At 57.8% G+C, this 18,945-nt stretch carries 19 protein-coding genes; 9 read left to right on the forward strand and 10 right to left on the reverse strand.

Features of this window, described 5'->3' with window-relative positions:
• Window positions 1-268 precede the first annotated feature (268 nt).
• From uvrB to JJQ51_RS23785, 4 genes are all read left to right on the forward strand, one after another.
• Window positions 269-3,055, forward strand: a complete 2,787-nt coding sequence (gene uvrB, locus JJQ51_RS23770; RefSeq protein WP_145317088.1) for an excinuclease ABC subunit UvrB — start codon at window positions 269-271, stop codon at window positions 3,053-3,055.
• 200 nt (window positions 3,056-3,255) lie between these two features.
• Window positions 3,256-3,711, forward strand: coding sequence for an SRPBCC family protein (locus JJQ51_RS23775; RefSeq protein WP_113354575.1), 456 nt, complete (start codon window positions 3,256-3,258; stop codon window positions 3,709-3,711).
• Window positions 3,712-3,869: 158 nt separating this feature from the next.
• Entirely contained in the window at window positions 3,870-4,928 is a 1,059-nt protein-coding gene (locus JJQ51_RS23780) for an adenylate/guanylate cyclase domain-containing protein (RefSeq protein ID WP_269245395.1), read from the forward strand.
• A 255-nt stretch (window positions 4,929-5,183) separates the two neighbouring features.
• On the forward strand, window positions 5,184-5,849 hold the full coding sequence (locus tag JJQ51_RS23785) for a sce7726 family protein (RefSeq protein WP_145630947.1): 666 nt from the start codon (window positions 5,184-5,186) through the stop codon (window positions 5,847-5,849).
• On the opposite strand, the gene JJQ51_RS23790 is transcribed toward JJQ51_RS23785, so the two are convergent.
• The 3 genes from JJQ51_RS23790 to JJQ51_RS23800 are packed head-to-tail and all read right to left on the reverse strand — an operon-like array spanning window position 5,809 to window position 7,778.
• Entirely contained in the window at window positions 5,809-6,918 is a 1,110-nt protein-coding gene (locus JJQ51_RS23790; protein WP_113354573.1) for a beta family protein, read from the reverse strand. The genes JJQ51_RS23785 and JJQ51_RS23790 overlap by 41 nt on opposite strands.
• Window positions 6,919-7,419 carry an ImmA/IrrE family metallo-endopeptidase gene (locus tag JJQ51_RS23795; RefSeq protein ID WP_113354572.1) on the reverse strand — a complete coding sequence of 167 codons (501 nt, stop codon included), beginning with the start codon at window positions 7,417-7,419 and terminating at the stop codon, window positions 6,919-6,921.
• The gene (locus JJQ51_RS23800; RefSeq protein WP_162748866.1) at window positions 7,416-7,778 is read right to left on the reverse strand and encodes a hypothetical protein; all 363 of its coding nucleotides are present in this window, start codon (window positions 7,776-7,778) and stop codon (window positions 7,416-7,418) included. Before JJQ51_RS23800 ends, JJQ51_RS23795 begins: the two co-directional genes overlap by 4 nt.
• Before the next feature lie 504 nt (window positions 7,779-8,282).
• On the opposite strand from JJQ51_RS23800, the gene JJQ51_RS23805 reads away from it, so the two are divergent.
• Window positions 8,283-8,495 carry a cold-shock protein gene (locus JJQ51_RS23805; RefSeq protein ID WP_069613123.1) on the forward strand — a complete coding sequence of 71 codons (213 nt, stop codon included), beginning with the start codon at window positions 8,283-8,285 and terminating at the stop codon, window positions 8,493-8,495.
• Between the two features lie 363 nt (window positions 8,496-8,858).
• On the opposite strand, the gene dusA is transcribed toward JJQ51_RS23805, so the two are convergent.
• Complete coding sequence (gene dusA / locus JJQ51_RS23810; protein ID WP_113354570.1) at window positions 8,859-9,872, reverse strand: tRNA dihydrouridine(20/20a) synthase DusA; 1,014 nt, start codon at window positions 9,870-9,872, stop codon at window positions 8,859-8,861.
• A 139-nt stretch (window positions 9,873-10,011) separates the two neighbouring features.
• On the opposite strand from dusA, the gene JJQ51_RS23815 reads away from it, so the two are divergent.
• Window positions 10,012-10,707: a fumarylacetoacetate hydrolase family protein gene (locus JJQ51_RS23815; protein ID WP_113354569.1), complete on the forward strand. Its 696-nt coding sequence runs from the start codon at window positions 10,012-10,014 to the stop codon at window positions 10,705-10,707.
• Between the two features lie 16 nt (window positions 10,708-10,723).
• Complete coding sequence (locus tag JJQ51_RS23820) at window positions 10,724-11,254, forward strand: gamma carbonic anhydrase family protein (protein WP_113354568.1); 531 nt, start codon at window positions 10,724-10,726, stop codon at window positions 11,252-11,254.
• Window positions 11,255-11,305: 51 nt separating this feature from the next.
• Here JJQ51_RS23820 and JJQ51_RS23825 read toward each other — a convergent pair whose 3' ends face one another.
• From JJQ51_RS23825 to JJQ51_RS23835, 3 genes are read right to left on the reverse strand one after another with little or no spacing between them, the layout of a single operon-like run.
• Complete coding sequence (locus JJQ51_RS23825) at window positions 11,306-11,704, reverse strand: Fur family transcriptional regulator (protein WP_112334637.1); 399 nt, start codon at window positions 11,702-11,704, stop codon at window positions 11,306-11,308.
• Complete coding sequence (gene znuB, locus JJQ51_RS23830) at window positions 11,701-12,528, reverse strand: zinc ABC transporter permease subunit ZnuB (RefSeq protein ID WP_112721157.1); 828 nt, start codon at window positions 12,526-12,528, stop codon at window positions 11,701-11,703. Before znuB ends, JJQ51_RS23825 begins: the two co-directional genes overlap by 4 nt.
• Entirely contained in the window at window positions 12,521-13,390 is an 870-nt protein-coding gene (locus JJQ51_RS23835) for an ATP-binding cassette domain-containing protein (RefSeq protein ID WP_113354567.1), read from the reverse strand. Before JJQ51_RS23835 ends, znuB begins: the two co-directional genes overlap by 8 nt.
• A 100-nt stretch (window positions 13,391-13,490) precedes the next feature.
• Here JJQ51_RS23835 and znuA point away from each other — a divergent pair, with 100 nt between their 5' ends.
• Together znuA and zigA are read left to right on the forward strand one after the other, a co-directional pair.
• Window positions 13,491-14,465, forward strand: a complete 975-nt coding sequence (gene znuA, locus JJQ51_RS23840; protein ID WP_145632756.1) for a zinc ABC transporter substrate-binding protein ZnuA — start codon at window positions 13,491-13,493, stop codon at window positions 14,463-14,465.
• 82 nt (window positions 14,466-14,547) lie between these two features.
• The gene (gene zigA, locus JJQ51_RS23845) at window positions 14,548-15,753 is read left to right on the forward strand and encodes a zinc metallochaperone GTPase ZigA (RefSeq protein WP_113354566.1); all 1,206 of its coding nucleotides are present in this window, start codon (window positions 14,548-14,550) and stop codon (window positions 15,751-15,753) included.
• Window positions 15,754-15,940: 187 nt separating this feature from the next.
• Here the strand turns inward: zigA and JJQ51_RS23850 are convergent, their stop codons facing one another.
• The 3 genes from JJQ51_RS23850 to JJQ51_RS23860 all read right to left on the reverse strand — a co-directional run bounded on the left by JJQ51_RS23850 (window position 15,941) and on the right by JJQ51_RS23860 (window position 18,903).
• Window positions 15,941-16,663, reverse strand: coding sequence for a PAS domain-containing protein (locus tag JJQ51_RS23850; protein WP_113333045.1), 723 nt, complete (start codon window positions 16,661-16,663; stop codon window positions 15,941-15,943).
• Between the two features lie 273 nt (window positions 16,664-16,936).
• Window positions 16,937-17,869, reverse strand: a complete 933-nt coding sequence (locus JJQ51_RS23855; protein WP_113354564.1) for a lipid A biosynthesis lauroyl acyltransferase — start codon at window positions 17,867-17,869, stop codon at window positions 16,937-16,939.
• A 5-nt stretch (window positions 17,870-17,874) separates the two neighbouring features.
• Window positions 17,875-18,903 carry a zinc-binding dehydrogenase gene (locus JJQ51_RS23860; protein WP_113354563.1) on the reverse strand — a complete coding sequence of 343 codons (1,029 nt, stop codon included), beginning with the start codon at window positions 18,901-18,903 and terminating at the stop codon, window positions 17,875-17,877.
• Window positions 18,904-18,945 lie beyond the last annotated feature (42 nt).

Consider the following 18,945-nt stretch of genomic DNA (forward strand, 5'->3'; position numbering starts at 1 on the left):
GGATGGCGGCGGCGAGGCGGGCAATACCGGATGCCGTCGAAGCTAGGGGAACCCGGCACTGGCCGGGCATGTCGACGTTGCGGCTGGCTCCTCCCTTGGCGCCTGCGAGGATCGCGCTATGCGGACTTTGGATCAGCGATAACGCATCGGCCGCCCTTGGGTTGTAACATATTTGACATCGCCGGCGAATGGAAAAATCCGCCATTTTGTTTCCCTTTTGTACTCTTTACCCCTTCACATCTGCACGATCTGTCGCCATATTCGCCCCATGGCCAAATCATCGAAAAAATCCTCCGCCCCGAACGGTTTCGAAGAGGCGCCGCAGGCACCGTTTGAAGGCGCGCCGCTCAGCGGCAGCGTTGCCGACTGGGTGAAGCAGCTCGAAGCCGATGCGGAAGCATCGAGCGTCGAAACCCAGCGCGAGATTGCCTCGAAAGCCGGCAAGCACCGCAAGAAGGTGGAGATCACCGCCGGCAAGACCGCGCGTGGCGTCTCCATGGGTGGGTCGACCGACCCCAAAACGCGCGCCGCCGCAGGCCTCAATCCAGTCTCCGGCCTCGATATCGCGCTCGAAGATGCCGACAAGATTTCGACGAGCGGCGTAACGGCGACGGTGGAAGCCCTGTCGAAGCTGATCGAGAGCGGTAATCCGCTGCATAAGAACGGCAAGATCTGGACTCCGCACCGCCCTGCCCGCCCGGAAAAATCCGAAGGCGGCATCGAGATCCGCATGGCCTCGGAATACCAGCCGGCTGGCGACCAGCCGACGGCGATCCGCGATCTCGTCGAAGGGCTGCAAAACGGTGACCGCAACCAGGTGCTGCTCGGCGTCACCGGTTCCGGCAAGACCTTCACCATGGCCAAAGTGATCGAGGCGACGCAGCGCCCGGCCGTCATCCTCGCGCCGAACAAGACGCTGGCGGCCCAGCTTTATTCCGAATTCAAGAACTTCTTCCCGGATAACGCGGTCGAGTATTTCGTCTCCTACTACGATTACTACCAGCCGGAAGCCTATGTGCCGCGCTCGGACACCTATATCGAGAAGGAGAGCTCGATCAACGAGCAGATCGACCGCATGCGCCACTCGGCGACGCGTTCGCTGCTGGAACGTGACGACTGTATCATCGTCGCCTCGGTCTCGTGCATCTATGGTATCGGCTCGGTCGAGACCTATACGGCCATGACCTTCCAGATGAATGTCGGCGACCGGCTTGATCAGCGGCAACTGCTGGCCGACCTCGTGGCGCAGCAATACAAGCGCCGCGACATCGACTTCACGCGCGGCTCCTTCCGTGTACGCGGCGACACGATCGAAATCTTTCCGGCCCACCTGGAGGATGCCGCCTGGCGCATTTCCATGTTCGGCGACGAGATCGACGCCATCACCGAATTTGACCCCCTCACCGGCCAGAAGACCGGTGACCTGAAATCGGTGAAGATCTACGCCAATTCGCACTATGTAACACCGCGCCCGACGCTGAACGGCGCCATCAAGGCGATCAAGGAAGAGCTGAAACTGCGCCTTGCCGAGCTGGAAAAGGCAGGCCGCCTGCTGGAAGCGCAGCGCCTGGAGCAGCGTACCCGCTATGACGTCGAGATGCTGGAGGCCACCGGCTCCTGCCAGGGCATCGAAAACTATTCGCGCTATCTGACCGGTCGCAATCCCGGCGAGCCGCCGCCGACGTTGTTCGAATACATTCCCGACAACGCCATCATCTTCATCGACGAGAGCCATGTCACCGTGCCGCAGATCGGCGGCATGTACCGAGGCGACTTCCGCCGCAAGGCGACACTGGCCGAATACGGCTTTCGCCTGCCCTCCTGCATGGATAACCGTCCGCTGCGCTTCGAGGAATGGGACGCCATGCGCCCGGACACGATCGCGGTGTCGGCAACACCCGGCGGCTGGGAGATGGAGCAATCCGGCGGTGTCTTCGCCGAACAGGTCATCCGCCCGACCGGCCTCATCGATCCTCCGGTGGAGGTCCGTTCGGCCCGCACGCAGGTTGACGACGTGCTTGGCGAAATCCGCGAAACCGCCGCCAAGGGCTACCGCACGCTCTGCACCGTGCTGACCAAGCGCATGGCCGAGGATCTGACGGAATATCTGCACGAACAGGGCGTGCGTGTGCGCTACATGCACTCCGACATCGACACGCTGGAGCGCATCGAGATCATCCGCGATCTTCGCCTCGGCGCCTTCGACGTGCTAGTCGGCATCAACCTGCTGCGCGAGGGTCTCGACATTCCCGAATGCGGCTTCGTCGCCATCCTCGATGCCGACAAGGAAGGCTTCCTGCGCTCGGAAACGTCGCTGATCCAGACGATCGGCCGCGCCGCGCGTAACGTCGACGGCAAAGTCATCCTCTATGCCGATACCATTACCGGCTCGATGCAGCGCGCCATGGACGAAACCAATCGCCGGCGCGAAAAGCAGATGGCCTACAACAAGGAACACGGCATCACGCCGGAATCGGTCAAGGCGAAGATTTCCGACATCCTCGACAGCGTCTACGAGAAGGACCATGTCCGCGCCGATATCGGCGGCGCCTCCGGCAAGGGCTTTGCCGATGGCGGTCATCTTGTCGGCAACAATCTGCAGGCCCATCTCAACGCGCTGGAAAAATCCATGCGCGATGCCGCCGCCGACCTGGACTTCGAAAAGGCGGCACGGCTGCGCGACGAGATCAAGCGCCTCAAGGCCGTCGAGCTGGCCGCCATGGACGATCCGCTCGCACGCGAGGAGGCGAAGAGCCTCGAAAGCCGCGGTTCCGCAACGGGCAAGCGTGCGCCGCCGGCGCCGGATTCCCGATCCTATTTCGCCAAGCCTAACCTCGACGAAATGGGTCCGGGCAGCGATGCCGGCACGCCGCTCTTCCGCAAGAATACGCTGGACGAAATGACCGTCGGCCGCACCGAAAAGCCCGTCACGGGCAAGGTACCGGACAAGCCGATCACCCGGGCAAAGCCGGGCGTCGGCTCCTATGAGGACCCGGTGGACGAGAAGCAGCGCAAAGGACGGACAAAAGGCAAGACGGGGCGACCGGGGCGATAAAGCGACCTAGATTATCGGATATCTGCGCCCGACGCTGCCGATTTACGAAGGCTGAGAGGCCTGCGAACATGGCAATGCCTTGCTGACGAGGCCGCAGCCGCTACATGCCATCATCTGAAGAGGCCCACGGGGGAGACGGAAGGCGCTTGAGCGCATATCGGGCCGGTGGGAAGCGATAGCAAACCTGGGGAGAAAGACTGATGTCCGAGCCTTTGATCGTCCGTCGCGAGACCCATGTCTCGGCGCCGCCTGCAGCCATATTCGCATTGCTGACCGATCCCGAAAAGATCCTGCGCTGGATGGGCACGGAAGCGCGGACGGAGCCGCAGCCCGGCGGCATCTATCTCGTCAACGTCACCGGCGCCCGCGTCGCGCGCGGCTCCTTCCGCGAGGTCGTGCCGGTGCATCGCCTCGCCTATAGCTTCGGCTGGGAAGGCAGCGAGGAAGTGCCTCCCGAATCGACCCTCGTGGAGATCGACCTGATAGAGCAGCCGGATGGAACGCTGGTGCGTCTCACCCATACCGGCCTGCCAACCGTTGAACAATGCGAAGCGCACGCAAAGGGTTGGGCGCATTATCTTGACCGCATGGCCACGGTAGCCGCAGGGCGCGATCCCGGCCCCGATGTCATGCGCGGTCATGATGGCAGGAGCTGACGCGACTTTGGACGCGGCGTCATCGGGCTAGATGCTCGATGGCAGCAATATCACCGGCCGGCGACAGCGATTGCCTGTGTCGTTTTGCTTTTCAACGCGGTCGGCATGGCCGCACCGGCACGGATGACAGCCGGCAAGCGCCATGGCATGATCGCCGCATGGATTTGCCCGCCTCCCTTGCCTGGCTGGTCGACGAAGCCGGCACCTCGCCCAGCCCCGAACGCTTCCTGGCCGATCTGGGCGGACACCTGTTGGCTGCCGGTCTCCCGCTTGCCGGCAGCGCCCTGACGCTTGCCGCACCACATCCGATCATCACGCAGCATACATGGCTCTGGCGCGCCGAAACCGGCGCGGTGACTGAAGCTCTCGGCTTCGCTGGCACGACGCTCGGACAGGCAGGCCGCGATTGGCTGGGCGATCTCGGCCCGATATGCGAGGAAACGATCGGGATTGCGCCCGGCAATTCCGTCCTTGCCTGGGCCGGCACCCGGTCCTTCACCGCCTTCGAAGCGGAAACCCTGCGCGAGATCGCCCGCTTTGCCGCTGCCCCCTTGGCGGGATTGGCCGCTCGCGCCACTTTATCGACGCTGCTCGAAGCCTATCTCGGCCGCCGAAGTGCGGCGCGCGTCCAGGCCGGTGCACTCAGCCGCAATAGCGGCGAGACCATCCGCGCCGCCCTGCTCTGCGCCGATCTGCGGGATTTCACCGCCCTTTCCGAAGCGACGGAACCGACCGTCATGATCGCGGCACTCGATGCCTGGTTCGACCGCGTCGCCGGCGCCGTGCATGCCTTCGGCGGCGAAGTGCTGAAATTCATGGGCGATGGCGTACTGGCGATCTTCCCCGTGAGCGGGACCCCGAAAGAAGCCTGCGAAGCCGCCTTGCGCGCCGCCACCGCCATACGCGCCGGCATGGCCCATCTCGACGCGACGCGGGCGAGCCAGGGCCTGCCGCCACTTCCGTTTGGTGTCGCGCTGCATTTCGGCGACATGCTCTGGGGCAACATCGGCGCCGCCGACCGGCTGGACTTCACCGCGATCGGCCCCGCCGTCAACCTCGTCAGCCGGCTGGAGGGCCTCTGCAAGCCGCTCGGACACAATATCCTCGTTTCGGGATCAGTCGCAGCCGAGACGACGATGCCGCTGCTGGCCTTGGGAGACTATGAATTACGCGGGATTGCCGAACTTTGCACGGTGTTTACGCTGGCGGACAAGTAAGCTTCGGATAAAATGTTATCCTCGGCAAGAGCACCGTTAGCGATGCGGAAAGTTGACCGCCTAAGTTACTGAACGACCTATTTCGGGGTAAAGCCGATATCGCGTTCTCTAAGAATATTGTAGATAAGAATCCGCACACACATGACCAGAAGGGGGAAGCGCGCTTATCGGGAATGTAAGCGGATTTTTATTTGCTGATAAGAGACTGCAAGGATAATCCCCCAGCATAACATCGATTCTACAGAGATAAATGAGATGGCATCGGTTGAATCTGAGCTCAAAACCTCAACCATAAATTACATTACGAGAAGGCATCGCCTTTTAGCCGATACAATCCTTATACATGAGTTTAGCAATGGAAAATGCGGGGCTCGTGCAGATATAGCGCTACGTAGCAACAACCTGTTGTATGCCTTCGAAATTAAAAGTGCTCGCGATTCACTTCGTCGAATAGGCAAACAAATAGAAATATACAAAAAGTACTTCGATCATGTGATTATTGTTGCAGACGAGATACACATCAACAATGCAATAGAAATTTGCGAAGCCAATCAAGCAACGTTGCTTCGTTACAAAGAAAACAGAATTACAACTATAATAAAAGGAAAAACCATACGCATATCCAATAATTTTATTAAAAACAACATGATTCCTTCAAGCTTGAATACAGACAACATCAAAGAAAATGCAAGAAATATACTAAATGAAATTATAGACCGTAGATATCATGGCAACTATGATCTTACGAGAAAAATTTTCGAGAGAAAAAAAATAGAACGCAATGAATTACTTCTTTTGAACCCGCATTTTGTAGATAGAGCAGAAAAAAGAAGGCTGTCGGAACTAAGAGAAAATAAATGGAATCTTTTTGCGAAAGATGTCACAAGTCGTCAGACCAATCATCCTCTGTCAGTTTATTGATATCGCCATCATAACCAAAAAAAGCTTGGCGAAATAAATGAATATTTATCCTAGCTGCCGTTGCTCTGACAGGTGCATTTATTGCATAGCTTGCGCCGATCTGAGTTAACTTAATTAGTTGTGTACCCCAAATATTGAGTTTTGGGTCCCAAACTGCATCAGCAATTGCTCGCTCCGCCGCTGATTGATAACCAGCTTCCCTTTGTTCGGCCGTTACTTTACGCTTACCAAAAACAATTTGCCCCACCTCTTCGCGGAAGAAACTCCAAGCAGTCGAACTAGGGAGATCAATCCTCGGCATCGGAGTTCCGCCGCCACCAAGCCTCTCGGCGCGAGCGCTTCCGCGATCACTATAAATTAGCTTTGCCGAAGGATTCTGCCTGACCATCTCAGAAAAAAATTCACGCTCAAAAATAGCTTGCTTGTTCACCTCAGCAAATTCAAATGGAAAGGTTGTTGCTGAAATTACAATTGATGCTTCTGGAAAACGAGCAGTTATAGCATCGCATTGAGCTTTGGCCGTTATGTATTGCGTTAGTATTCTACTGTCCGTTTGGCCGAAATCAAGGATAAACAGCACTTCATCGTAATTTGATTGATAAAGAAAGTCGACAAACATAGGTATTGCGTGAAATGCATGCACCGGAAACCGAACCACGGCACCTCGACCGAGCTCTTTCACCGCTACTATCTGTTTTTCGACTGCTGTGCTGTCTCCGCTTACCTGTAAGGCGGGAATAGCAACGTCATCTATTCGCGAAACAAACCTTATCCAGTTCGCGAATCCTTTACTTGGGTCCTGAAGCGATCGCATCTCTTGCCAAGCGGGACTTTCGCTCGCATGGTCAATGTCATCATCTAGCTCGATTATCCAAGGCCGCTTGCTGTACGCGTGCCGGATCTTGTCAATAGATTTTTTAAGCTCATTTGAATTAAGCCACGGCCGCAGAATAATGTGTGGAAGGATACGATCTTTGGCCAAGTCAGGAAGCTCACGTAAAGCTACCATCTCGGCGGGGCGCACCGTTAAAATAGGAACATACGTTAGTTCCCCAGGACTTATCAGCATCTATTTAAGCCCGAGCCTAATCGACATCGCATCTTCGGAAACGCCGAAGAGCTCCGCTAAAGGATGAACCCATTCTCGCTTTGCCAGACCTTTTTTTTCCCTTCGCCATTCTGAGATGACCGCCTCCGGCATTAAAATATCAGCAGCAAGCCTATTTGCCTCTGCCTCATACTTATCCGAAAGCGTCGAGCGATAGAGAATGTTGTCCATTATTCCATTACCTATGCGATCCCTGTGGAGCAAAAAATGAGCGATCTCATGAGCTAGCGTAAATCTTTGCCTCGTCTTCACCTCATGCCTGTTTATACGAATTTTGAAAGCACCAGCGACATCGGGATCGGGAGCTATCTCACCTGAAATTCCAACGTCCAGCGTTGCAGCTTTTACGGTAAGTCCTAAGTCATGTGCCAATTCACCCAGCTTAACTGGTATGGACTGCTGATGTTTTTCTAACAGAGCACATATCTCAGGTGCCAAACTTTGCCATTCCGCACTGGTCATGAAATTGCCTCACCGTATTCATCGTTTTCATCACCCCAATCGTCCGGCTTAATTTCTTGTTTGGCATAGTTTGCGACCATTGCATCAACTCTTCTTTCCAGAAGCGATCTTAAGTTTCCTCCGGTTGCAAGCTCCTTTTCCACATGCCTAATAGCGGCTTCCGCCGCATTTTGCTTCAATTGTTGGAAGCCAAAAATACCCAATATAGCAAGAACAATACTGACACATGTGATAACAACAGTTACACACGTTAATACTATCGTCACTACATCAGCGTATTGCATAGATGGACTTTCTATATTTTCATTAGGTCTGATGTGTTCAGCAAAAATAAAAAGTGATAATATAGAACCAGACAAGATTCCGCAGGCGAACGATCCAAATATATCATCACACTTGCGCAATTAAGATAACTCTTCTCGATTTGTGCATTAATGCGGTAACTAGCGTCACAATTACGTCTCTCTGGCTGCCGCGACTCCAGCTACACGAATATTATATCGTATCCGCAAAGTTGAAAAGTGGGCATAACTTTACAATCAAAGGAAATGCTTTTCGTAAGCTTGCCTAGCTCCAACCCCTTGAAATTCCCACCCAATCCTACCCGTTTCCCACCCTGCCCTGATATTGCCCCTTGCCTTTTTCCACAAACCCTGTCACCCATATGCATGCTCGGGCATTTGCATGCCGGTGACTGGACTGATTTGGTGATCCGCTTGCGACAGGCAGTGGTTGGGTCTTTTGACCCGCGCAGACGTTCTTTCCCCGTACGTGACTTCTCGACTGGCTTTCGCATGTTGCGGAAGCAAAGCCGTCCGGTCTATCCGGATAAACTAAGACTGATGGGTAAAGGACTATCCCCCATGGCCACCAAGGGCACCGTAAAATTCTTCAACCAGGACAAGGGTTTTGGTTTCATCACTCCTGACGGCGGCGCAAAGGACGTTTTCGTCCACATCTCCGCTCTTCAGGCTTCCGGCATCCAGTCGCTGCGCGAAGGCCAGCAGGTCACCTTCGACACCGAGCCGGATCGCATGGGCAAGGGCCCGAAGGCTGTCAACATCCAGGCTGCTTAAGCCTCTGGTGACTGCCTGAACAAGGTTTCGAACGGCGCGGTGAAAACCGCGCCGTTTTTTGTGAGGAGAGCACCCTCGTCCTGAAGCAAGCTTGGCTATGCCCCTCACCGCAAGTCCGTTGTCTGCCCCGGAACATCCTAACATTCCGTCATCCTCGGGCTTGACCCGAGGATCCAGGCACAGGCCCCATCGCCTCCTCTGGCGAAAAGGGATACGCTGCCAAAGCGAAACCAGCACTCTTGTCGATTTAAACGCACCAATGTGCTTGGGCGTGGATCCTCGGGTCAAGCCCGAGGATGACGGGTGTGAGGTGGTAGCGAAAGCTGCGCTCGAAGGAAGAAGGTAGTGGGGATCAGTATCCCCTCAAGCGCTCACCCGCTCACGTTCACCCGCAAAGTCCACCGCCGCGAAGGCGGCGGCAATCACTTCCGGCCCCGCCCCCGGTTTGTTGGCGTCGGTCGAAAGGATCTGGCGGTAACGGCGCGAGCCCGGCAAGCCGGTGAAGAGGCCGACCATGTGGCGCGCGACATGCTGCAGGCGGCCGCCATTTTCGATGTGGCGCTCCGCATAATCCATCATCCGGTCGCGCAGCCCGTTCCAGTCAGCCTCGGCGGCCGGTTCGCCAAAGAAGCGATGGTCAACGTCGGCGAGAATGGCGGCATTCTGATAGGCGGCGCGGCCGAGCATCACGCCATCGACGTGGGCCAAATGCGCCTCAGCCTGATCCAGCGTCTGGATGCCGCCATTGATGCCGATGAAGACCTCGGGCCAGCGCTGCTTCATGCGGTAGACGATATCGTAGTCCAGCGGCGGTATTTCGCGGTTTTCCTTCGGTGATAGACCTTTCAGCCAGGCCTTGCGGGCATGAATCCAGATCGCATCGGCGCCGGCATCGAGCACGCGCGTCATCAGTTCGGGCAGCGCCTCTTCGGGTTCCTGCTCATCGACGCCGATGCGGCATTTCACCGTGACGGGTGCCTTCGAGATCGCCTTCATCGCCGCAATGCAGGATGCGACCGTCTCCGGCGTCAGCATCAGGCAGGCGCCGAAGGTGCCGGACTGCACGCGATCCGAGGGGCAGCCGACATTGAGATTGATCTCGTCATAATGATACGCTTCGGCAATCCGCAGCGCCTCGGCAAGCTTGGCCGGATCGGAGCCGCCAAGCTGCAGCGCGACGGGATGTTCGGCAGCATCATGCCCCAGCAGCCGGTCGCGCGGCCCGTGAATGATCGCATCCGCCACCACCATCTCGGTATAGAGAAGCGCATGCCGGCTGATCTGCCGATGCAGGTATCTGCAATGGCGATCCGTCCAGTCGATCATGGGGGCAACCGCAAAGATCTTGCGGCCAGTTTTCAGTGCGTCGCTATACATGGGAAACCTTTCTGATCCGCGCTCTACACCAAATCCCTCAAAAACGCCAGTTTTCGCGGCTGTAACAATAATGCTAGCTTGCCCGAAGGAGTCGGACGGCAGCAGCCCTCTGAAAAAGATGAGAGTTTCGAAAGCGCATATGAACGCCCCACTAACGACAGTCATTCCACTACCTGCCCCTGTCCTTCTGCCGATCGAAGGTGAGACCGAGTTTTTTCCTGTGCGTCGCGTCTATTGCGTCGGCCGCAACTATGCCGACCACGCCATAGAGATGGGTCATGACCCCACCCGCGAACCGCCTTTCTTCTTTCAGAAGAACCCGGACAATCTGCTTGTCTCGAGCGATTTCCCCTATCCTTCGCTGTCAGCGGACGTGCATCACGAAGTGGAGCTAGTCGTGGCGCTGCGCGGCGGTGGCGCGGACATCCCGGTCGAACAGGCACTGGATTGCGTCTATGGTTACGGCGTCGGCATCGATTTCACCCGCCGTGACCTGCAGGGTGAAGCCAAGAAGCTCGGCCGCCCCTGGGAAATCGGCAAGGCCTTCGATCACTCGGCTCCGGTTTCCGCATTGGTTCCAGCCACCCGCGTCGGCCATCCCGACAAGGGCGGCATCTGGCTGATGCGCAATGGCGAGTCCGCCCAGAGAGGCGATCTCTCTCAGATGATCTGGAAGGTGCCGGAAATCATCGCCGAACTCTCTAAGCTATTCACGCTGGCCCCGGGCGATATCATCATGACAGGTACGCCCGCCGGCGTCGGTCCCGTTGTCCGCGGCGACCGGATCAGCTGCGCCGTCGATGGCGTCGCAAACCTGGTACTGAACGTCGTCTGATCGAGGAGGATCGACCATGCCGCTCTACGCCCTTGCCGGCCTCACACCGAAAACGCCAGGCCCCGACCGATACTGGATCGCGCCAGACGCAAGCGTGATCGGCAAGGTCGAGATCGGCGAGGATGTCGGCATCTGGTTCGGCTCGGTCCTGCGCGGCGACAATGAGCTGATCGCCATAGGCAAGGCGACGAATATTCAGGAAGGCACGATGATCCACACCGATCCGGCCTTTCCGGTTTCGATCGGCGAAGGCTGCACCATTGGTCATCACGCCATCATCCATGGCTGCACCATCGGCAACAATTCGCTGATCGGCATGGGCGCCACCGTGCTGAACGGCGCGAAGATCGGCAATAATTGCCTCGTCGGCGCCAATGCGCTCGTCACGGAAGGCAAGGAATTTCCGGATGACTCGCTGATCGTCGGCGCACCGGCAAGAGCCATCCGCACCCTGGACGAAGCTACGATAGAAGGCCTGCGCCGCTCAGCTCAGCATTATGTCGCCAACTGGCAGCGCTTCGCGCGTGACCTTAAAAGATTGGATTAGAATTTTCTTATAAGTAATTGATGGAACGCTGAATACGTTGCCGCCCGTAGCTCAAGCCGCGCAATTGGCGCAATGACCGCGAATTTCGATGGTCGACTTCTCCGCCTTGAACTTCTGCGATTTCAGCCAGTCCATCAGCCGATGATCCACTTCGTGATCGTGAAACTCGATCACCTGGCCGCAGCTTTCGCAGATGGCAAAGGCAACGAGGCCATGGCTATGGCAATCTTCGTGCGGATGCGCGCAAGCGACGAAGGAGTTGATGCTCTCGAGCCGATGCACGACGCCATATTCCAGCAGCTTGTCGAGCGCCCGATAGACCTGCAGCGGCGCCCGAAAACCTTGATCGCGCAGCTTGTCCAGGATGGTATAGGCGCTGAGCGGCGCTTCCGCCTTGGTCAGAATATCGAAAACGAGAGACTGGTTCTTGGTGAGCATCGGAGTGGTCATGATGACTGTCCTCTCTGTTGCGCCGCTGGCGTGCCGCTCCTGCGAACGAGGGGCAGCAGACTGATGATAAATAGAACGAGCGCCGCAACCACGATCGACGGGCCGGACGGCGTATCATAGCGCAGCGATCCGAAAAGCCCGCCGACAACGGCGATGGCGCCAAGCAGCGAAGCAAAGATCGCCATTGTTTCCGGCGTTGAGGCAAAGCGGCGTGCGGTGGCCGCGGGAATGATCAGCAACGCGGTGATAAGCAGGATACCGACGATTTTCATAGCGATCGCGATCACCACGGCCATCAGCAGCATGAAGAGAAGCCGCGCGCGCTCCGGCCGCAATCCTTCTGCCTCGGCAAGCTCGGGATTGACAGTCGAGGCCAGCAGCGGCCGCCAGAGCCAGGCAATCGCCGCCAGAACGAGGATGCCGCCGCCCCAGATCACCGCGATATCGGACTGGCTGACGGCCAAAATGTCGCCGAAGAGGAAGGCGATGAGATCGATCCGCACCCAGCTCATGAAGGCGACGATGACAAGGCCGATGGCCAGTGTCGCATGCGAGAGAATGCCGAGCAGCGCATCCGCCGACAGCGCCTGCCGCCGCTGCAGGAACAGAAGCAGGATCGATACGAGAGCTGCAACCGCGAAGACGGAGAGCGTCAGATTGAGCTGAAAAAGTAGCGAGAGGGCCACGCCGAGCAATGCCGAATGCGAGATCGTGTCGCCGAAATAGGCCATACGTCGCCAGATGATGAAGCAGCCGAGCGGCCCGGTCGTCAGCGCCAGCCCGACGCCGGCGACGACGGCGCGCAGGAAGAAATCGTCAAACATGGCGCTCCCCCTCGGCATGGTCATGGCCGTGATGATGATCATCGTGATCGTGGCCATGATGATGGCCATCATCGGCATGGCAATGGTCCGTAATCGAACCGTCCGCATGCTGCACGCGACCGTCAGGCAGATGCGTATGATCGTGATGGTGGCTGTAGATCGCCAGGGATTGTGCCGCCCGCGTACCGAACAGCTTCACATATTCCGGGCTCTGGCTGACGGTCTGTGGCGTGCCGCGGCAGCAGACGTGGCCATTCAGGCAGACCACAGTATCCGTCGCCGCCATCACGACATGCAGATCATGCGAGATCAGCAGGATACCGCAGCCCTGCGAATTGCGGATCGACTTGATGAGATCGTAAAGCGCGATCTCACCGCTGAAATCGACCCCCTGCACGGGCTCGTCCAGCACAAGCAGATCGGGCTTGCGGGCGATGGCGCGCGCCAGCAGCGCCCGCTGGAATTCGCCGCCGGAAAGATGCTGCACCTCGGCTTTCGCGAGATGCGCGATGCCGACGGCTTCAAGAGCAGCAACCAGCTCGCGCTCCGGCAAAGGCCCGGTCAGCGTCATCAATCGCTGCACGCTAAGCGGCAAGGTCCAGTCGATCGCAAGCTTCTGCGGCACGTAGCCGACCTTCAGATTGGCTATGCGGTCGACACGTCCTTCGTCCGGCTTCAGCACGCCGATCGCCGTCTTGGCGCTGGTCGATTTACCGGAACCGTTCGGGCCGATCAGGGTGACGATCTCGCCGCGACTGACGGAGAAATCCACGCCACGCACCAGCCAGCGTCCGTCGCGGCGGACGCCGACATCATGAAGCGACACCAGCGGCCGGCTCTTGCTGTCGATGGAAGAAAGCATGAAATTTCCAATTGCACTATTGCGCCATGCTATCGCACACGTTATAGCATAACGCAATTGATGTAATAACATAACAGACCCATTCAAGGGCATTTCTGGCATGAACGCAGCAAAAACTCTTCTTCCCCTCGCCGCCTCCCTTCTCCTTTCCGGCCTGCTCGTCAGCACAACCGCAACTGCAGCCGATGCGCCGAAAGTCGTCGTCTCCATCAAGCCGATCCACTCGCTGGTCGCAGCTGTCATGCAGGGCGTCGGCACCCCGGATCTGATCGTCGATGGTGCTGCTTCGCCGCATACCTATGCGCTCAAGCCGTCGAATGCGCGCAGCCTTCAGGAGGCGAAAGTAGTCTTCTGGGTTGGGCCGGGCATGGAAGCTTTTCTGCAGAAGCCGCTTGCCGCACTTGGTACCAATGCCACCGTCGTCGAGCTTGACGACGCACCCGGCATCGCCAAACTGAAGTTCCGCGAAGGCGGCGCCTTCGAACCGCATGACGATGGCGACGAACACGAAGCCAGCGATGATCATGCACATGATCACGACCACGATCATGGCGAGTTCGACACTCACCTTTGGCTCGATCCGCACAATGCCAAGGCGATGGTCGCCGAAATCACGACGTCGCTGGTCGCGGCCGATCCCGCCAACGCCCTCACCTACGAGGCAAATCAGAAGACCTTGGACGACAAGCTCGATGCGCTTGATGCGGAAATCGCTTCGACGCTCGCCCCCGTGAAGGACAAGCCTTTCATCGTCTTTCATGATGCCTACCAGTATTTTGAGCATCGCTATGGCGTGCGTGTCTCAGGCTCGATCACGGTCAGCCCGGAAACCATCCCGGGCGCGCAGCGCGTCGCCGAGATCCGTAGCAAGGTCGCCGATCTCGGCGCGACCTGCGTCTTCGCCGAGCCGCAATTCGAACCGAAGCTGGTCAATGTGGTCCTGGAAGGCACGGCGGCAAAATCTGGTGTTCTGGACCCGGAAGCCGCAACGCTGCCGCAAGGACCGGATCTCTATTTCGACCTGATGCGCGGCATCGCAAGCTCCCTGAAAACCTGCCTTTCAGCACAAGGCTGAACATCGCCGAAGGAAGCGAGCGCATGGCTCGCTTTTTTCACCACAGTAAATGTAATGATATTACATTACAAAAGAGGTTGTCATGAACAAGAAGCTCCCGGTTACCGTCCTCTCCGGTTTTCTCGGCGCCGGCAAGACGACGCTGCTCAATCATATCCTCAACAATCGCGAGGGCCTGCGGGTCGCTGTCATCGTCAACGACATGAGCGAGGTGAATATCGATGCGGCTCTGGTGCGCGATGGCGGCGCTAATCTCTCCCGCACAGAGGAACAGCTCGTCGAGATGACCAATGGCTGCATCTGTTGCACGCTGCGCGACGACCTGCTGAAGGAAGTCCGTCAGCTCGCGGAGCAGGATCGCTTCGATTACCTCCTAATCGAATCCACAGGCATTGCCGAGCCCCTGCCCGTTGCAACCACCTTTGAATTCCGTGACGAAGACGGACGCAGTCTTTCCGACGTTGCCCGGCTAGATACGATGGTGACGGTCGTCGATGCGGCCAATCTTCTTGCCGACTATGGATCGACGGATTTCCTCGCCGATCGCGGTGAAACCACAGGTGAAGGCGATAACCGGACCATTGTCGACCTGCTGGTCGAGCAGATCGAATTTGCCGATGTCGTCATTCTCAACAAGGTCGGTTCGGCAACGGTTGAACAACGCGACGCCGCCCGCAAGATCATCGTCGGCCTCAACCCCGATGCGCGTCTCATCGAAGCGGATTTCGGTGCAGTCGAACCGGTGGAGGTTCTCGGCACCGGACGCTTCGATATCGATCGCGCCGAAACGCATCCGCTCTGGTACAAGGAATTGCACGGTTTCAAGGATCATGTTCCCGAAACGGAAGAATATGGCATTCGCTCCTTCGTCTACCGCGCGAAGAAACCATTCGACCCCGCGAAATTCCAAGCCTTCCTCAATCGCTCGTGGCCGGGCGTTGTCAGAGCCAAGGGCTTCTTCTGGTTGGCGACGCGGCCCTATTATGTCGGCGAAATGAGCCAGGCGGGTGCGCTCGTCCGCACGGGCAAAATGGGCCTCTGGTGGGCTGCCGTGCCGCAGGATCAATGGCCGCGCGATCCCGGCTTCCAGCGGGCGCTGGCACCCTATCTCGATCCGATCTGGGGCGACCGCCGCCAGGAGCTGGTGTTCATCGGCGCCGACCCGATGAGCGAAAAACAGATTACCGCCGAACTGGATGCCTGCCTCGTCAAGGCGGACCGCTTCACGCCCGAGCGTTGGCGCAATCTGCCCGATCCCTTTGCAAGCTGGAACAGGTTACCGGCATGAAACAGCCGAAAGTGATCCGGTTCCGCTGCTACTGCTTCGAATGCAGCGGCGATAACGAAGAGACGAGCGATCGATCGCGGTCCGATACGGTCAAAGCGGATCGAGACAGCACTAAATCAAGCGAACACAATCTTCGCCTGATACCGGACATGATTGGAAAACTGCTGTTTGGGGCCTGAACGCGAGTTCAGGCCACCAGCATGCCTGCGGGAACGGCGATGATCTCGTGCATGACGAGCAATGCGCCGATCACTTCCGCCTTTGCCCGCAACGGCGTCATCGTGCAGTGGAATACCTTGCCAGGTTCGATCTGGCGATAGGAGGGATAAAGGCACTCCACCTTCTCCCCGGTAAAGCAGGCATCAAGCTTCGCCTTGAGGCTGTTTTCGAAATCTTCCGCACCGACAAATTCCGAGATATGACGTCCCACGAGTTCCATCGGCTTCGACTTCAGAAACTCCGAATTGGCGGCGTTGCTGTAGAGGTAGCGATAGTCCCGCGTCACGACGGCAACGCGATCCGGCAGGCTGTCCAGAATGACATCATTGAGAACGCTGCTTTCTTCGAAGCCGAACGCATCGTCCCGATCGATCTTCTCGCTTGAAAATGCCCGAAGAACTTCGCCTGCTGCTTCGCTTGCACCGCCGAAGTAGCGATCGATCAATACCGACAGCGATGCGGAGTTGCGCATGACGCGCGAGCGATCGTCCGATTCTTCTCGGATGAGATTGTTCATAAACTGGAGCTGCATGTAAATTTCAAGCAGGCTCGTAGCCTTATAGGCCAGGATAGCCGCGATAAGTGGCTCCAATTCGCGATCGAGTGACGCTACAAGCTCGTCATCGCCAAGTTTTATCGCACGCTGAATCTGGTTACATTTCGTGGAGAAGGCATGAAAGAGTGCCAGCAAAATTGCCCTCCTGTCCCCGCACACAGCAGGACGCAGGGGCCTCGTTTCCCGGCGTTACCATGCCCAAGGATATTCAGCTTGGTGTCCGCATTCTCACCAAACTTTCTGCATTGTGAATTAACATGACTTATCCCTACTTTCAATCCGGATGAGCGGAAGTTCTCGGGAAAGGAGAACTTTCTGAAATGCAAGGCTTACCTGGCGTAATGACTGCATGAAGACCGGATGCGAATATACAATGCAAAACTGTCGCTAACGGGCCGGAATGGATGCCTAGAAAACGCTCTTCTTGATATTCCAGCGATCATGATACCACAGCCATTGCTCAGGGTTTTCCCGCACCCAGCTCTCAACCTTGTCGTTCAGCATCTGCGCCGTTGCGGTCAGATCGAGACCGCCGGCTTCGTTGCGCGGCATCTCGAGCTTCGGCTCGATCTCCAGCCGGTAGCGATTGCCGGGCAGGCGGATGCAGCGGGCCGGATAGACCTCGCAATTGAACTGGCGCACCAGCTTCGGCAGCAGCGGATTCGTCTTTACGTCCCTGCCGAAGAACGACGTCTTCAAACCCTTGCGAAATTTCTGGTCGACCAGCACGCCGACGCCGCGACCCGCTTCCAGCTCCCGCGCAAGGCTGAACGAGGAGCCGGCGTGGGAGGGAACGAGGTTGCCCATACGTTTAGCCCGGAAGTCGAAAACCTTCTGAGCGACATAGGGATTGTTCGGCGGTCGGAAGAGTACGGTCACGGTCAGGCCAAAGGCCGCCCCCGCGACCGGCAGTAGTTCGAAATTGCCGGTATGTCCGGTAAAAACGATGAACGGGCGCGGATTGTCCCTCAGATCGAGAAAGATCGGAATACCGGAAACTTCGATGCGGCCAGGCTTGTCGCTGAAGGGATCGAAATCGAAAAGCCGGTCGAGAAACACATATTCTGCTGCCAGGCGCCCCATATTGCCCCAGCTTGCACGCGCAATTTCCTCGATCTCCGCCTCGCTCTTTTCGGGAAAGGCATTGCGCAGATTGGTCAGCATCAATTGATGCCGGCGCATGCGCGGACCGATCTTGCGGGTTAGCCAATCGGCGAAGTTGATGCCTGCATCCGCCGGAAACAGCTTCAGGAAATTCAGGAAGCCGAAAATGACCTGCGCCACCAGCCACTGCCGGAAATTTCTGAGCGCAAGGACGATCCGGGTGATGAAGAGCTTCACGCTGCTCAGTCCATCTTCAGGATGATCTTGCCGAAGATCTGGCGCGATTCCATCCGCTCCAGCGCCCGGTCGATGTCATTGAAGCCGACTTCGGTATCGATCACGGGATGAACCAGTCCGCGCGCCATCTTCTGCATCGCATCGGCCATGTTCTCCATGCGGCAGCCGAAGGAGCCAAGCAGCTTCAACTGCTGCTGGAACAGCATCATCAGGTTCATTTCGGTCGAAACGCCCGAAGTCGAACCGCAGGTGACGAGACGGCCGCCGCGCTTCATGCAGAGCATGGAGCCGGCCCAGGTGTCCTTGCCGACATGCTCGAAAACCACGTCGACACCCTTTTTCTTCGTCAGCTTGCGCACAACGCCCTCGAAGCGGTCGGTGCGATAATTGATGACGTGATCGGCGCCGAGCGCCTTCGCCTTCTCGATCTTGTCGTCGGAACCGACCGTCGTGATCACGGTGCAGCCGATCTTCTTGGCAAGCTGGATCGCGGCGGTACCGATACCCGAGCCGCCCGCGTGAACGAGGATCGTTTCGCCCGGTTCAAGCTTGGCATTGTCGAACAGCATGTGCTCGACGGTACCGAAAGTCACCGGAGCAAGCGCGGCACCCACCGCATCGACGCCGGGAGGCGCCGGAACGAGCAGGCGAGCCGGAAGATTGACCTTCTCCTGCGCGAAACCATCGAGATGGAAACCGTGGACGCCACCGACATGTTCGCACAGATTGTCACGTCCTTCGCGGCAATGGCGGCAAAGACCGCAGGTGCGCGCGCCGTAGATCGATACGAGCTGACCCGGCAGGACATTGGCAACACCCGGGCCGATCGCTTCGACCACGCCGGCAGCCTCAGCACCGATGACCAGCGGCATCTTGCGCTTGGCAAAGGCCATGCCGCGCCAGCCCCACACATCGATGTGATTGAGAGCGACGGCCTTGACGCGCAAGGTCACCTCACCCGCGCCCGGCGCATCCGGCTCCGGCAGATCGGTGATCTCAAGTTTGCGGTCGTCGATCAGTTGCAAAGCACGCATGGCAAAGTCCCTCGCCTCTCGGGCGCAGTTGTATCCTGTTTT

This window comes from Rhizobium sp. AG207R (genome assembly GCF_027109195.1).
GTDB lineage: Bacteria > Pseudomonadota > Alphaproteobacteria > Rhizobiales > Rhizobiaceae > Rhizobium > Rhizobium dioscoreae.